Annotated in this window: 13 protein-coding genes; 9 read left to right on the top strand and 4 right to left on the bottom strand. The window is 69.2% G+C overall.

All coding sequences use genetic code 11. The annotated features are described in order from the left end of the window. Positions 1-338: 338 nt before the first annotated feature. Complete coding sequence (locus AB0B89_RS29045) at positions 339-683, top strand: hypothetical protein (protein ID WP_358559173.1); 345 nt, start codon at positions 339-341, stop codon at positions 681-683. A gap of 41 nt (positions 684-724) precedes the next feature. On the opposite strand, the gene AB0B89_RS29040 is transcribed toward AB0B89_RS29045, so the two are convergent. After that, complete coding sequence (locus AB0B89_RS29040; protein ID WP_358559171.1) at positions 725-1366, bottom strand: Lrp/AsnC family transcriptional regulator; 642 nt, start codon at positions 1364-1366, stop codon at positions 725-727. Positions 1367-1486: 120 nt separating this feature from the next. On the opposite strand from AB0B89_RS29040, the gene AB0B89_RS29035 reads away from it, so the two are divergent. The 8 genes from AB0B89_RS29035 to AB0B89_RS29000 all read left to right on the top strand — a co-directional run bounded on the left by AB0B89_RS29035 (position 1487) and on the right by AB0B89_RS29000 (position 10724). Continuing rightward, positions 1487-3100, top strand: coding sequence for an ABC transporter substrate-binding protein (locus tag AB0B89_RS29035; RefSeq protein ID WP_358559169.1), 1614 nt, complete (start codon positions 1487-1489; stop codon positions 3098-3100). Then, positions 3075-4205, top strand: a complete 1131-nt coding sequence (locus AB0B89_RS29030; protein WP_358559167.1) for an ABC transporter permease — start codon at positions 3075-3077, stop codon at positions 4203-4205. The genes AB0B89_RS29035 and AB0B89_RS29030 overlap by 26 nt, the downstream gene beginning before the upstream one ends. A 97-nt stretch (positions 4206-4302) precedes the next feature. Then, positions 4303-5154 (top strand): ABC transporter permease, encoded by an 852-nt coding sequence (locus tag AB0B89_RS29025; RefSeq protein WP_358559165.1) that lies wholly within the window; start codon positions 4303-4305, stop codon positions 5152-5154. Next, complete coding sequence (locus tag AB0B89_RS29020) at positions 5151-5945, top strand: ABC transporter ATP-binding protein (RefSeq protein ID WP_358559163.1); 795 nt, start codon at positions 5151-5153, stop codon at positions 5943-5945. Before AB0B89_RS29025 ends, AB0B89_RS29020 begins: the two co-directional genes overlap by 4 nt. Beyond that, on the top strand, positions 5942-6856 hold the full coding sequence (locus AB0B89_RS29015) for an ABC transporter ATP-binding protein (protein ID WP_358559161.1): 915 nt from the start codon (positions 5942-5944) through the stop codon (positions 6854-6856). The genes AB0B89_RS29020 and AB0B89_RS29015 overlap by 4 nt, the downstream gene beginning before the upstream one ends. Then, a complete protein-coding gene (locus tag AB0B89_RS29010) occupies positions 6853-7833 on the top strand; it encodes a M24 family metallopeptidase (protein ID WP_358559159.1) in 981 nt (326 codons plus the stop codon). Before AB0B89_RS29015 ends, AB0B89_RS29010 begins: the two co-directional genes overlap by 4 nt. Before the next feature lie 81 nt (positions 7834-7914). Then, positions 7915-9273: a HAMP domain-containing sensor histidine kinase gene (locus AB0B89_RS29005; RefSeq protein WP_358559157.1), complete on the top strand. Its 1359-nt coding sequence runs from the start codon at positions 7915-7917 to the stop codon at positions 9271-9273. Then, positions 9273-10724, top strand: coding sequence for an MFS transporter (locus AB0B89_RS29000; RefSeq protein ID WP_358559155.1), 1452 nt, complete (start codon positions 9273-9275; stop codon positions 10722-10724). The genes AB0B89_RS29005 and AB0B89_RS29000 overlap by 1 nt, the downstream gene beginning before the upstream one ends. A gap of 206 nt (positions 10725-10930) precedes the next feature. On the opposite strand, the gene AB0B89_RS28995 is transcribed toward AB0B89_RS29000, so the two are convergent. The 3 genes from AB0B89_RS28995 to AB0B89_RS28985 form a co-directional block, all read right to left on the bottom strand. Then, positions 10931-11299: a hypothetical protein gene (locus tag AB0B89_RS28995; protein WP_358559153.1), complete on the bottom strand. Its 369-nt coding sequence runs from the start codon at positions 11297-11299 to the stop codon at positions 10931-10933. Between the two features lie 217 nt (positions 11300-11516). After that, a complete protein-coding gene (locus tag AB0B89_RS28990; RefSeq protein ID WP_358559151.1) occupies positions 11517-12131 on the bottom strand; it encodes a nucleotidyl transferase AbiEii/AbiGii toxin family protein in 615 nt (204 codons plus the stop codon). A 78-nt stretch (positions 12132-12209) separates the two neighbouring features. After that, positions 12210-13373 carry a type IV toxin-antitoxin system AbiEi family antitoxin domain-containing protein gene (locus AB0B89_RS28985; protein WP_358559150.1) on the bottom strand — a complete coding sequence of 388 codons (1164 nt, stop codon included), beginning with the start codon at positions 13371-13373 and terminating at the stop codon, positions 12210-12212. Positions 13374-14408: the final 1035 nt, after the last annotated feature.

Raw genomic sequence — 14408 nt, 5'->3', positions numbered from 1 at the left:
CGACGCGGTAGGCCACCGCCGTCGCCGGCCCGGTGCCGTACGGCTGCCGTCCCGACCGCCATCGCGGCACGCCGTGGAGGTCCACCTCTCGAACGCCTACCAGAAACTGGGCGTCAGGCGTCGCCACCAGCTCCGCGACAGACTGCCGAGCGCGTGACGCGTCAGGTGAGTTCCTCCACCGCCGGCGTGTCCGCCCGGTCACCTCCGGATCGGGCGTACAGATCATCCCTCTGTTCGGCCGGTGGCCGAAGACGGATCACCACGCCGCTCCGGGACTGGTGAGCGAAACGTCCAGCAGGGGCGGCACGGGTGGCCGGGAGTGGGAACGATGCGGAGGCGTGAGCGACAGGAATCTTCTCAACGGCCGCAGTTTCATCATGATCAGCTCGACGGCGAGCGAGGTGAACACCGTCGAACCCACGCGGTTCGCCTACGAGGAGGCGGACGGTCTCATCTGGGGCAGCTACACCGGCGACACCGTGACACAAGGCCGATTCGTGGGCACCAGGGACGACGACCGCATCGAGATCATGTACGTCCACGGGCTCAAAGCGGGCGGACGCGCCTCCGGACGCAGCGGCAGCCGCATCGAGCCGCTCCCCGACGGCCGCCTCCGCCTGGTGGAGGAGTTCACCTTCGACGGCGACGACACCCCCCAGACCAGCGTCTGCGAAGAGGTCTGACCCGCCCATGGCCGGGGCGGGGGAGGCCATCTCGATATGGGTCAGGGTTCCTTGTGCATGTCGGCGCGGCCTTCGGCGGCGCCTACGAAGCGCATTTTGCCGAGGGGGACGTTCGGCGGGGGTGGGGGGTCGGCCGGGGGCCTGCGGGGGGTCTGGCGGGGGCGGCGGTCGGAGGGCAGGACGTACGGCCGCTTGAGCACCTCGTCCAGGATGAAGACCGTCTCGGTGGCCTTGACGGCGGGGATGCTCGCCAGGCGCTCGGTCACCAGCGCGTGGACCGCCGCGACGTCGGCCATCCTGACCTGGATCATCGCGTCGTGCTGCCCGGTGGTGATCGCGCAGTACTCCACCTCCGGCATCTGCGCGAGCTGGGCGCGGAACTGCTTCCACATCTGCTGCCGCACCGTCACGAACACCAGCGCGGTGATGCCGAGACCGGCCCGCACATGGTCGACCTCGGCGGTGAACTTCTTGATCACACCGTCCGCGCGCAGCGCCTCGAACCTGGTGTAGGCACTGGCCCGGGAGATCCCGACCCGCTCGGCCAGCGCCGCGACCGAGATACGGCCGTTCTCCCGCAGGACCTCCAGGATCTTCATATGTATCGCGTCGAGCTGGAGGCCGATGCCGATCCGTCCAGGGACCCCGGTCCCGGGCGTCGGCGAGCCTGACATTTCGGTCATACCTGGTTCCTAAGCGTTATATCCGTCTCGGCTTCCCGCCGCGAGCTGGACGTTTCATCGGACAATCCTGGACGACACGGTAACAATCGTCTACATAGCACCAATTCCGGAGGACACAGAATGGCGACCCGTCCGCGGCGCCGTACGGCATGGCAGGCGAAGGCGGCTCTGCTGCCGGTCCTGCTCACCGGCGCGCTCTCCCTCGCCGCCTGCTCCGGTGGCGGCACGCCCACCCCGTCGTCGCAGAGCGGCGGCGCGAGCAAGACCCTGGTGATGGACGCGTCCTTCACCCTCAAGACCGCGGACCCCGGCCGCAACTACGAGCCGACCGGCCTGCTCATCGGCAAGGCGCTCTACGACACCCTGCTGACCTTCGAGGGCTCCGACGTCACCAAGCCCGTCCCCTCCCTCGCCGAGTCCTACGAGCAGTCCGCCGACGGCAAGACGCTCACGCTGAAGCTCAGGCAGGGCGCCACGTTCTCCGACGGCTCCCCGGTCACCGCCGACGACGTCGTCTTCTCCCTGAACCGGGTGCGCGACCTGAAGGGCAACCCGTCCTTCCTCCTCGACGGGGTCGAGGTGGCCAAGACCGACGCCACGACCGTCACGCTGACCTCCAAGACCGCCAACCCGGCGCTGCCGTTCATCCTCCCGAACCCCGCCCTCGGCATCGTGAACTCCAAGGTCGTCAAGGAGCACGGCGGCACCGCCGACGCCTCCGACAAGGCCGAGCAGTTCCTCAACGGCGCCTCAGCCGGCTCCGGGCCGTACGAGCTGGAGTCCTTCAACGCCCAGTCACAGGTGGTGCTGAAGGCCAACGCCAAGTACTGGGGCGCGAAGAAGCCCACGTACACCAAGGTCGTGCTGCGCAACGTCGAGTCCGCCACCCAGAAACTGAACGTGCAGCGGGGGGACAGCCAGGTCGCCCTCGACCTGTCCGGCGACCAGATCAAGGGCGTCGCCGGGGGCCTGCAGACCACCAAGACCGCCTCGGCCAACGTCGTGTTCATGCTGGCCAACCAGGACCCGGGCGTCAGCAAGGTGACGAACAACCCCAAGGTCGTCGAGGCCATCCGCAAGGGCGTCGACTACCAGGGCCTGCTGGAACTCGCCGGTGAGGGCTCGGTCCAGGCGCCGGGCGTGATCCCGACGATGCTGCTGGGCGCGCTGTCCCCCGACCAGGCCGTCAAGCGGGACGTCGAGGGCGCCAAGGCGGCCCTCGCCTCCAGCGGCGTGAGCGACCCCAGCGTCAAGCTGGAGTACCCGAGCGACATCACGCTCCAGGGCCTGTCGTTCCAGCCGTTCGCCGAGCGCATCCAGGCCAACCTCAAGGAGGTCGGCATCACCGTCGAGCTGGCCCCCGCCCCGGTGGCGACCGCACTCGACAACTACCGCAACGGCAAGGAGGAGCTCGGCCTGTGGTACTGGGGACCTGACTACCCGGACCCGAGCGACTACCTGGCCTTCCTCCCCGGCAAGACGGTCGGCCTGCGCGCCGGCTGGAAGGCGGGGGCCGACAAGGAGCTGGAGGCCGCGGGCGACAAGGCCGCGACGACCATCGGCGACGACGCGCGCAAGCAGATGTACGTCGACATCCAGAACACGCTCAACGCCTCGGGGCCGTTCGTCCCCCTGGTCCAGCCCAGCCAGAACATCGTGACGGCCGCCTCCGTCACCGGCCTCGCTTTCCACCCGGTGTGGACGGTCGATGTCGCAGCCCTCGGCGCCAAGTGACGTCCCCGCGGGTGGCACGGCTCCGCGCCGTGCCACCCGCATGGGCGGAAGCCGGTCCACCCGCATGGGCGGAAGGGGGCCGCGGCATCCGCTGGCGCGGTTCCTGCTGCGCCGGATCGGTGTCGCGGTGCTGCTCGGCTTCGGGATCACGCTCGTCACGTTCGTCCTGACCAACCTCGTGCCGGGCGACCCGGTGACGGCCAACCTCGGCCAGCGCGCGCTGGGCGACCCGGCGATCGTCGCGCAGTTCCGCGCCGAGCACGGCCTCGACAAGCCGCTCCCCGCGCAGTACCTGACGTATCTCGGCGGGCTCGTCCGGGGCGACCTCGGCATGAGCCAGCAGAGCCACCGGCCCGTCCTGACCGACCTGGCGGAGTTCGTCCCCGCCACGATCGAGCTGGCCGGCGGGGCGATCGTGATCTCGCTGGTCGCCGGCGTGGCGTTCGGCGTCGTCGCCGCGCTGCGCCGCGACCGGCTGTCGGACCAGGTCCTGCGCGTGGTGAGCCTCATCGGCATCTCCGTGCCGACGTTCTGGCTGGCGCTGGTGGCGTTCTACGTGTTCTTCTTCCGCCTCCAGATCACCCCGGGCAGCGGGCGCGTCGCCCCCGACATGAGCGCGCCGCCGGGCGTAACCGGCCTCTACACCGTCGACGCCGCGCTCGCGGGGCAGTGGGACGTGTTCTCGTCGGCCGTGGGCCACCTGATCACCCCCGCGCTCGTGCTCGCCGCGTACACGATCGGGCTGCTGACCCGCTTCACGCGCTCGGCGGTGCTGGAGGTGCTCGGGCAGGACTACGTGCGCGCCGCGCGGGCCAAGGGCCTGCCGGGCCGCGTCATCCTGTTCCGGTACGTGCTGCGCTCGGCGCTGGTGCCGATCATCACGGTGGCGGGCCTGGCGTTCGGCAGCCTGCTGTCGGGCACCGTGCTGGTCGAGTCCGTGTTCGCCCGGCCCGGCATCGGCCAGTACGCGTACAAGAGCGCCACGACCCTCGACCTGCCCGCCGTGATGGGCGTCGGCCTGGTGGTCGGCGGCGTGTACGTCCTCATCAACCTGGTGGTCGACATCCTGTACGGGGTCATCGACCCGAGAGTGAGGCTGTCGTGAGTCCGTACACGGGCACCCGCCCGGGAGTGAGCCCGCTCTCGGTCACCCGCCTGGGAGTGAGCCCGCTCTCGGTCACCCGCCCGGGAGTGAGGCCCGCGTGAGGATCCTTTCGCGACTTCCTGAGGCGTGGCGGCAGCCGCTCGCCGTCGTGGGGGCCGTGGTGGCCCTCGCCTGGCTCGTGATCGCCGCCGCCGCTCCCCTGCTCGCGCCGCACGATCCGCTGGCCCAGGACCTGCCCCGGCTGGCCTCCCCCGGCCCCGGGCACTGGTTCGGCACCGACCAGCTCGGCCGCGATATCCTGTCCCGGATCATGTACGGCGCCCGGGTGTCCATCCCGCTGACGCTCCTGCTGGTGGTGCTGTCCCTGCTGATCGGCGGCGCGCTCGGCGCCAGCGCCGGATATTTCGGCAGATGGGTAGGGGAAGGGATCATGCGGCTGGCCGACCTGGTCTTCGCGTTCCCCACGGTGATCCTCGCGATGGTCGTCGCCGCGGCGCTCGGGGCCAGCCTGACCAACGCGGTGCTGGCGGTCCTGGTCGTGGCCTGGCCGGCCTATGCCCGCGTGACGCGCGGCCTGGTCCTCGGCATGCGGGAACGTGAGTTCGTGCTCAGCGGCCGGCTGCTCGGCTTCTCCGCATGGCGCTCCCTGCGGGTGGACGTGCTCCCCAACGTGACCGGCCCCATCCTGGTGCTCGCCACGCTCGACATCGGCACGGCGCTGCTCCTGCTGTCGGGGCTCTCCTTCCTCGGGCTCGGGGCCAAGCCGCCCTCCCCCGAGTGGGGCGCGATGGTCGCCGCGGGAGTGGACGTGTTCGACAGCTGGTGGGTCGCGACCTTCCCGGGCCTCGCCATCCTGACGGTGGTGCTGGCGTTCAACTTCCTCGGCGACACGCTGCGCGACGCCCTGGACCCCCGTACGGCCCGCGCCATCAAGGAGCGTGCGCTATGAGCTCGACCGGCGCCGCCACGGTGCTGAGCGTCGAGGGACTGAAGGTCGCCATCGGCGAGCACGAGATCCTCCGCGGGGTCGACATCGGCCTGCGGCCCGGCCGCGTCCACGGCCTGGCGGGCGAGAGCGGCTCGGGCAAGACCATGACGGGCCTGGCCGCGCTCGGCCTTCTCCCCCACGGCGCGAGGACGTCCGGCCGCGTCGTCCTCGAAGACGGGCGGAACCTGCTCGAACTGTCCCAGCGCGACCTGAACAAGGTCAGGGGACGCGAGATCGCGATGGTGTTCCAGGACCCGGCGACCAGCCTGCACCCGATGCTGTCGATCGGCCGGCAGATCACCGAGCACATGCGGCACCACCTCGGGGTCGGCAAGGCCGAGGCGCGGGCACGGGCGATCGAGCTGCTCGGCCAGGTGCGGATCCCCGGCCCGGCGGCGGCGGTCGACCGCTACCCGCACCAGTTCTCCGGCGGGATGCGCCAGCGCGTCGCCATCGCCATCGCGCTGGCGTGCGGTCCGAAGGTCCTGATCGCCGACGAGCCGACCACCGCGCTCGACGTCACCGTCCAGGCGGGGGTCCTGCGGCTGCTCCGGGGCCTGTGCGACGACCTCGGGCTCGCCGTGCTGCTGGTGACGCACGACCTCGGTGTCATGTCGGCGGTGGCGGACGAGGTCAGCGTCATGAGGGAGGGGCTGGTCCTGGAGACGGGCCCCCGCGCCCAGGTGCTCCGCACGCCGGAGCATCCCTACACCCGCGCCCTGCTGGACGCACTTCCGAGGGAGGGCTCGTGAGCCTGCTGACCGTGGACGACCTGGTCGTCGACCACCGGACGCCAGGCCGTCCGGCCGTACGGGCGGTGGCGGGGGCCAGCCTGAGCGTGGCGGCCGGCGAGGTCGTCGGGCTGGTGGGCGAGTCGGGCTGCGGCAAGTCGACGCTGGCGCGGGCGGTCTGCGGGCTCACCGCCGCCACCGGCGGGACGATCGCGTTCGAGGACGGGCAGGTGACCCCCCTCGGCCTGCGGCGCAGGGACCGGGCGCTGACGAAGATCCAGATGGTCTTCCAGGACCCGTACGCCTCGCTCAACCCCCGGCGGCGGATCGGCGCGCAGATCGCCGACGGCCTCGCGGCGGCGCGCGACCGCGAGACGACCCCCGGCGGCATGCTGGAGCGGGTGGGGCTGCCCGCCCAGATGGCCGGGCGTTACCCGCACGAGTTCTCCGGGGGGCAGCGGCAGCGGATCGCGATCGCCCGCGCGCTGGCGGCGCGTCCCTCGCTGCTCATCGGGGACGAGCCGATCTCCGCGCTGGACGCCTCGGCCCAGGCCCAGGTGGCGACCCTGATGCGCAACCTCGCCGTCGAGTCGGGCGCCGGGCTGCTGTTCATCAGCCACGACCTGTCGGTCGTACGGCTGATCGCGGACCGGATCGCCGTGATGTACCTCGGGAAGATCGTCGAGACCGGCCCGACCGACGAGATCTGGGCGAACCCCCGCCACCCGTACACCCAGGCCCTGCTGCGGGCGATCCCGGAGCCGGACGGGCTGGGCAGGCTGCCCGAGGAGCTGCCGGGCGACGTGCCCGATCCGGCGGACCCGCCGGCGGGGTGCCGTTTCCATCCACGCTGCCCCCTGGCGATGGACGTCTGCGCGGAGAAGGAGCCCGCCCCCGGGCCGGTGTCCTGCTGGCTGTATCCGCCCGCATGACCGGCGAGGTCATGGCGGCCGTGCTCGCGCGGATGTCCGCGGCCGGCCTCGACGCGCTGGTGCTGCGCCCCTCACCCGACCTGCGGTACGTCGCGGGCCGTGACGTCTCCGGGTTCCTCGTGCTCGTCCCCGGGCTGCCCCCGGGGTTCGCGGCCGACGCCGCCGAGGCCGCGGCACTGATCCCCGCCTCGGTGTCGCGGGTGGGGGTCGACGCCCAGATGCGGGCGCACGAACTGTTCGTGCTCCGCGTCGACGCCGACCTGGTGCTGGCCTCGGCCGTACTGGACCCGCTGCGCGTCACCAAGCGCCCGGACGAGATCGTCGCGATCGAACGGGCGGCGGCGGCGGCCGACAGCGTCCTCGCCCTGGCACGTGACCTGTCCTGGTTCGGCGCCACGGAGAAGGACATGGCGCGGCGGCTGGCCGCCGAGTCGGGCGCCGAAGGGCACGTCTCGGTCGTGGTGGCCGCCGGCGAGAACACCGCGCGGCCGCGCCACACCCCGGCCGGCCGGGTGATCAACCCGGGCGACGCCGTGTCGATCCGGGTCACGGCCGAGTCCGACGGGTACCACGCGCACGCCAGCCGGGGGTTCGTCGTGGCCGAGCCGCCCGAGGACTTCGACGCGGTCTACGCGGTCCTGCTGTCCGCGCGGAAGGCGGCGGCCGAGACCGTACGGCCCGGCGTGACGGCCGCGGAGGTCGACGCGGCGGCCTGGAGCGTGCTCGACGAGAGCGGGTATGGCGCCTACGTCACGCGCGGGACGGGTCACGGGGTCGGGCTGGACCGGCGCGAGGCGCCGTGGCTCACCGCCGCGGACCGCACCGTACTGGCACCCGGCATGACCATGACGATCGAACCGGGGATCCACGTGCCCGATCTTTACGGGGCCCGGGTCGGAGATGTGGTGGAATGCACTGAAACCGGGATCCGGACGATGAACCAGGTGCCCCGAGCACTGCATGTCCTTGATCCATAGTTTCAACCATCTTGCCCTTCCGCTGCCCTGACCTCGAATGATCCGGTTTTAGGGTGATCATGAGGCGGACAGGGGGGCGCGGTGAGGCTCTGGCGCGACTGGTCCGTACGGACTCGGCTGACGTGGGTCGCCAGTGTCGTGATGGCCTTGGCGTGCGCGGGCGTGAGCGTGCTCGTCTTCCTGGGCGTGCACGACCTGGCGATGAGCGAGAAACGGCAGGAGATCGTCCTGGTCGATCTCCACGTCGGCCGCCTGATCAGGCTGGGCAGGCTTCCCCGGATCCTGCCCCCGAAGCGGGTCGACGCCGTCCAGGTGGTGGACGACAAGGGCCAGATCGTCTCGTCCACCAGCCAGCTCGCCGGCAAGCCGCTGATGGCCGACATCGCCCCCGCGGACGAGCAGGGTGAGGCCCACGGGGTCACCTGCTGGGTGCCCGGACACGAGGGCACCTGCATGAACGTGGTCGTCACGCGGTACTACCGGCCCGAAGGCGACTGGCTCATCTACGGCGCCGATCCCGTGGTCCCGTGGCACGTCAACTCCGCGCTGGTCGCGCTCCTCGGCCTCGGCTCCCTGCTCGTGGTGGCGGCCACCGCGCTCGGCACGTACCGCATCGTCGGCAGGGCCCTCGCCCCCGTGGACAGCGTGTGCAAGGAGCTGACCGAGATCACCGCGTCGGACCTCAGCCGCCGGGTGCCGCTGTCCCTGCACCGCGACGAGATCCGGAACCTGGCGGAGATCGTCAACGAGACATTGGACCGGTTGCAGCAGGCGGTGGAGCGGCAGCGGCGCTTCGCCTCCGACGCCGGCCACGACCTGCGCAGCCCCATCACCGCGATGCGCGCGCAGGTGGAGGACGCGCTGATGCACCCGGACGACACCGACTGGGTCAAGACCTCGGAGTCCCTGCTCGTGAGCCTCGACCGGCTCCAGGCCATCGTCACCGACCTGCTGTTGATCGCGCGGCTCGACTCCGGCGAGAAGGTCGCCCGCGACTACGTCAACGTCGCCGAACTGGTCCGCGCCGAGGTAGGCCGCCGCTTCCGGCGCAAGCGCAACGTACTCGACCTCCAGCCAGGCGTGGTCGTCATCGGCGACCGGCTCCAGCTCGTACGGCTGCTCACCAACCTGCTGGACAACGCCGAACGGCACGCCGTCTCCACCGTGACCGTCTCGGTGCGCCGCGAATCCCGTGAGGCCGTGCTGGAGGTCATCGACGACGGCCAGGGGATCAGGCCCGAGCAGCGGGAGGTCGTGTTCCAGCGCTTCACCCGGCTGGCGGCGGGCCGCGAGAAGGACAAACAGGGCACCGGGCTGGGCCTGGCGATCGCCAGGGACATCGCCGAGCAGCACGGCGGGACGCTGACCATCGAGGACTCCCCCAAGGGCGCCCGCTTCGTCCTCCGGATCCCGCTCCTCGCCGCTCGCACCCCCGCCTGATGGGAACGCCCCGCGCGCACGTGGAGGGGTCGGACCCCCGCCGGTGGAAGGCGCTGACCGTCTGCCTGGTCGCCGGATTTATGACGTTGCTTGATGTCAGCATCGTCAACGTGGCCCTGCCCTCCATCCGCGTGGGCCTGCACGCCCCGCCGAGCGACCTGCAGTGGGTGGTGTCGGGGTACGCGCTCGCCTTCGGGCTGGTGCTCGTCCCCGCCGGCCGGTTCGGCGACACCCACGGGCGGCGGAGCGCGTTCGTCTTCGGCGTCGTCCTGTTCACCCTCGCCAGCATGGTCGCCGGGGCCGCCCAGGGGTCGACCTGGCTGGTCATCGCGCGCGTCGTCCAAGGGGCCGCGGGCGGGGTGATCAACCCGCAGGTCAGCGGCCTGATCCAGCAGCTCTTCCGCGGGGCGGAGCGAGGACGGGCGTTCGGGCTGCTCGGCGCCACGATCGGCATCTCCACCGCGATCGGCCCCCTGCTCGGCGGCCTGCTCATCCAGTTCGGCGGGCAGCAGGAGGGGTGGCGCTACGTCTTCTACGTCAACATCCCGATCGGCGTCCTGGCCATCGTCCTCGCCTACCGCTACATCCCCGGCGGCGGGGCGAGGAGGCTGCGGGAGGACATGGATCCCGTGGGGGTCGCGCTGCTGGCCGGGGGCATCTTCCTGGTGCTGCTCCCCCTCGTTGAGGGGCAGCGGTGGCACGGCCCCGCCAGATGGCTGCTGGTCCCGGCGGGACTGATCGTGCTCGCCGGGTACACGGCCTGGGAGCGGTGGTACGGGCGGCGGCACCAGCCGATGGTCGACCTCTCGCTGTTCCAGAGACGCTCGTACGCCCTCGGCGCCCTGCTCGGACTGCTCTACTTCGGCGGATTCACCGCGATCTTCTTCATCCTCCCCCAGTACCTCCAGGAGGGCCTGCACTACACGGCCCTGCACGCGGGGCTGGCGAGCACGGCGTTCGCGCTCGGAGCGGCCCCGAGCGCGGCGCTGGGCGGGCGGATCGTCACCCGGATCGGCCGCCGGCTGGTCGCGCTCGGGCTGGTGCTGATCACGGTGGGGCTGACCGCCCTGGACCTCATCGTGCGGGTGATGCCCACACCCAGGGTGGGCTGGGCGATGGCGCTGCCGCTGTTCGTCGCGGGCATCGGCAGCGGCCTGGTCGTCTCACCGAACCAGACGCTGACCCTGTCGGAGGTGCCCGTGGCCAAGGCCGGCACCGCGGGCGGCGTCCTCCAGACGGGGCAGCGGATCGGCGCCTCCATCGGCATCGCGGCGGTGGGCTCGGCGTTCTTCTCCCAGGTGGCCTCGACGCACGGCGACTACGCGCCGGCCTTCCGCCACGCGCTGCTGGTCAACATCGCGTTCATCCTGGCCGCCTTCCTGGTGGCCCTCGTCGACGTCCTCGCCGAACGGCGGACCCGCACCTTGGCACCGGCCCGCACACCACCCTGACCCCGCCCAGCTCCGCGGTGCTTACGGGCCCTCAGCCCGTGTGTCGGTGGAACTGCTGGTGGGACCTCAGCCCGTGTGTCGGTGGAACTGCTGGTGGGACCTCAGCTCGTGTGTCGGTGGAACTGCGGGTGGGACCTCAGCTCGTGTGTCGGTGGAACTGCGGGTGGGACCTCAGCTCGTGTGTCGGTGGAACTGCGGGTGGGACCTCAGCTCGTGTGCTGGTGGGACCTCAGCTCGTCGAGCATGCCGTGCAGGTGGGCCGCGGCGACCTCGATGTCGCCGTAGTCGAGCCGGGCCGCCCGGACCTCGGCCGCGATGACGCCGCACCGATGCACCTTCTCGAAGTCCCCGTAGGGGAACTTGTACCGGGACTTGGTCTCCTCACCGGCCTCGTCGTCCTCGGCGAGATGCCACTTGGCGTACTCCGCGAACCCGTGCTCCTCGATGAAGTCGTTCTCCTGCCGGGTCGACGGCTGGTGCTCGCTCCAGTCGTCCATCTCGTCCAGGACGTCATGCCCCTCGTCGATCAGCCTCTTCGCGAACTCGAACGACCGTTTGCTCAGCTTCACAGTCATGATGTTCTCCAACGTGTACGAACCCCGCCGCCGCAACGGCCCGGGCATACGGCTTCCACACCTGGCACTTTCATGCTATTACCTGCGAAATCACGCTAAGGATCGCCTCATGCCCTTGCGTCGCCCCGGTGCCCACCGCTTGTGGCAGGGCATGGGCCGGGTAGGTAGAACGTGTTCACCTGGACGGGGCCCTTCGTCGTGCTGAACGCGCGCGGCACTAGACGAGATCGGCCGCGTATGATCCCGGGGTTTGTACCGCAGCTCCATTCAGACGCTCTCGCTGGCTGATCAGCAGAAGGTCCGCGAGATCACGGAACCGACTGGATGCGGTCCCGCGATGACGCTCGTACATCGCGCAAATCTTGTCGGCCACATGATCGGCAAGTGGATAGAGCTGAGCAAGTGGCCAATCGTCCGGCCAAGGCATTGGAATACTCGATGCGAGACTCACGGTCTCGGGCGTGTCGGTAGGGTATCGGCCGACTACAAGGTCGACCTTGATCGTATCTAGTGAACGGGTTCCCAGTGAGACGTTGAAGGTTTGCTTCACTCCGCCGATCTCGTCGGAATGCTCCACCGTGCCGGCGGGACTGAAAGTGAGGAAATCCTCCAGGCGAAGCGCGGAGGCGTCGAACAACGCGTTCAGCGCTTCCTGGGCACTCTGCGCTGTGGGACGTTGCAGATCGATGTCGCGACTCAGACGGGCCTGAGCCGGGTAGCGCAGCAGGAGTGCCTGTCCACCCTTGAGAATCCATCCAGAAGGGTCATGACGAAAGACCCGGGCCGCCAAACGGCTGAAGTAGAAGCTACGAAACACCAGGCCCGGGGTCAAGTCCGTGCTTCTTGGCGTGGGCCCCCAAGCGATCTTTCATGGCCCTTTCAAAGGCTCGGGGGGTGGTGTAGGGCTGACTCACGGAGCCTCAATGGAATCTTTGGTCGCGCTACTGGGTGTGGTCGATGGTTGGCTGGGAGACCCTCTGCCTGCGGTCGGCTTCTGCGTTTTCGTAACCGGAGCACGGTCAGCAGGGAGTCCAGATGCCTGATGGCTGATCGTTGATGCCTGGCCGATGCTGCGGGCTATGTGTTCCGCAAATGAGACCTCTGTGGATTCGGCCAGAATCTTTTGAATCGCGGTAAGTACGCTCGGAGGCAGGGAGGGGATGGAGTTGGGGTGATCGGCGAAACTTTTCTTTATCGTCTCGATGACCTCGGAACGCGCAGAGGTAAGAGGACCGACTTTTGCCAGCTGTTCAGCGAGCGAGGAGATGCCTGTGAATCCAATCAGGTCCTGGTTGATCGAACGACGAATGGCGGCGTCTTTCGACTGGTCGTCTTCAAGCCCAGAAAGCAGCAGCGCGAGCGCAGAGACGAAACCCTGAACAGCGCCTTCTCGCCTGAGACGTGTGCTCTCCTCCACAGGGAGCTTCGTGCCAGCCTGCCCCGCGAGATACTCCAGCAGTCGCTCCCCTGCGGCAGAGCGCGGCAGCCCGTAGGCGCCGGCGAAACGCGCAATGCGCTCAGCCATAGAAGCGCGGTTCGTCAGGCCACGTCGATCAGCGTCGGCGATCACTCCGCCAACATGTGCACCGTCTACATGCGCAGCCAGTAGATCAACTACAGTTCGCTCGGCTGTGGTGACCGGAAGGCCGTCGACCAGTACAACGTCGTCCGGTGCGAGATCGGCACGACGCAGGCGTACACCGCGCTCACGGGTGGTACGACGCCGAGGTACAGAGATTTCAACCGTGGGCGCGGGAAGCTCTCCGAGTTGTTGCAGGACGCAAGCCGAGCCATGAGAGACAACTCCCCCATACGTATCAATGGTGTGGCGTCGCCACGCCGGCAGCTCGGGTTCGAGTCGTAGCCAAGCCACCTTGATCTCCAGATGATCCGGCCGCGCGGCACCTGTGACAAGGAAGACGCCGCGGCCGACGCTCTCCAGGAGACCGGCTTCAACCAGTCGCAGTAGATCAACAGCGCTAAGACCTACGACTTTGGCTTGAGATGCCGTCACGAGACCCCATTGATCGGCGGCCTGCTCGCCTATCGTTCTAAGTGCCCGATCCCGCCTCATGCATCAAAGGTTACCGTCCACCTGCAGCGATAATTACATCCTAGGAGTAAGTATCGCTGCATCTACACGAAGATCGATCTTAATTGCTTCGTTGACCCCCATCAAAAGTTACATCACGACCGCAGCGCGCCCTCGCCTGGCAGGCGCGCTGCACAACCGGTAGAAACAGCTGCATTTGCCGCCTTGATCGCGCCGTGGACCCTCTTCTGCGCACACGAGGCGTTCGAGGTCGTGGACCCAAGAGTCCATCGATCAGCACCATGAGGAGTTCACCTCCCCCATCGCCCCTCCACGTCCCCACACCGCCCCACCATCGCCTCCGGCAGGCGCCGACACCGTCTGCCCTGCGGCGGGCCCGGCGACCACCGCTTGTGGCGGGGCATGTGCCGGGTGGGCAGAACGGTGTTCACCCGTCAAGTGCTGGACGGGTGGGTAGGAGAGAACATCACCCAATGGCCCGCGTTCTCATCCGAACAACGCCAAAGGGCCTCGAAACCCTTGTGTCCCCGGCTTCGAGCCCCTTCGTCGTGCTGAACGCGCGCGGTACTAGACCAGGTTGGCCGCGTACACGGACACGTCGATCTCGCTCACCTGGTCGGCACCCATCGCAAGTGCCAGCTTGCGGTATCGCCGCGCCTCATCGCCGCGGTTACTCCGTTCGAGAGTCCTGGGCCTGCCCCGCAGGCGTTTAACGTAATTCCGTAACCGTACGAACACGTAAAGTGTCCAATGCGGCAGGTGGCGCCGCGTTCGCTTCGGGTTGCTTTCGCATGCCGCCCCAACCCGTGCCACTGCGCGTCACGACCAGGGGAACCCGGAACGTCGTTCGGGCGCGCAGGGGGGCACAGACCTAGACGCGGCTGAGGTGTTTCATCCGTCGTCCGGTGAGGCCAACACTTGGGTGACAACACACGGCCCACCCGTCAACCCCTTGACGGGTGGGGTTGCGTCCACGGGGGTGGTGTACGAGTTTCCGCTGGTAGTCAGCGTGGCGTCGTGAAATGAAGACGGCCATCACGTGATCCTTCAGGTTGC

The sequence above is a fragment of the Sphaerisporangium sp. NPDC049002 genome (genome assembly GCF_040649355.1).
Classification (GTDB): domain Bacteria; phylum Actinomycetota; class Actinomycetes; order Streptosporangiales; family Streptosporangiaceae; genus Sphaerisporangium.
This window is presented reverse-complemented; position numbering and strand designations above follow the sequence as displayed.

What these genes read in the sequence shown, in the direction of transcription:
- AB0B89_RS29040 (WP_358559171.1), bottom strand. Translation starts at nt 1,366, where the DNA reads ATGACCGAAATGTCAGGCTCGCCGACGCCCGGGACCGGGGTCCCTGGA.
- AB0B89_RS29035 (WP_358559169.1), top strand. Translation starts at nt 1,487, where the DNA reads ATGGCGACCCGTCCGCGGCGCCGTACGGCATGGCAGGCGAAGGCGGCT.
- AB0B89_RS29030 (WP_358559167.1), top strand. Translation starts at nt 3,075, where the DNA reads ATGTCGCAGCCCTCGGCGCCAAGTGACGTCCCCGCGGGTGGCACGGCT.
- AB0B89_RS29020 (WP_358559163.1), top strand. Translation starts at nt 5,151, where the DNA reads ATGAGCTCGACCGGCGCCGCCACGGTGCTGAGCGTCGAGGGACTGAAG.
- AB0B89_RS29010 (WP_358559159.1), top strand. Translation starts at nt 6,853, where the DNA reads ATGACCGGCGAGGTCATGGCGGCCGTGCTCGCGCGGATGTCCGCGGCC.
- AB0B89_RS29000 (WP_358559155.1), top strand. Translation starts at nt 9,273, where the DNA reads ATGGGAACGCCCCGCGCGCACGTGGAGGGGTCGGACCCCCGCCGGTGG.
- AB0B89_RS28995 (WP_358559153.1), bottom strand. Translation starts at nt 11,299, where the DNA reads ATGACTGTGAAGCTGAGCAAACGGTCGTTCGAGTTCGCGAAGAGGCTG.
- AB0B89_RS28985 (WP_358559150.1), bottom strand. Translation starts at nt 13,373, where the DNA reads ATGAGGCGGGATCGGGCACTTAGAACGATAGGCGAGCAGGCCGCCGAT.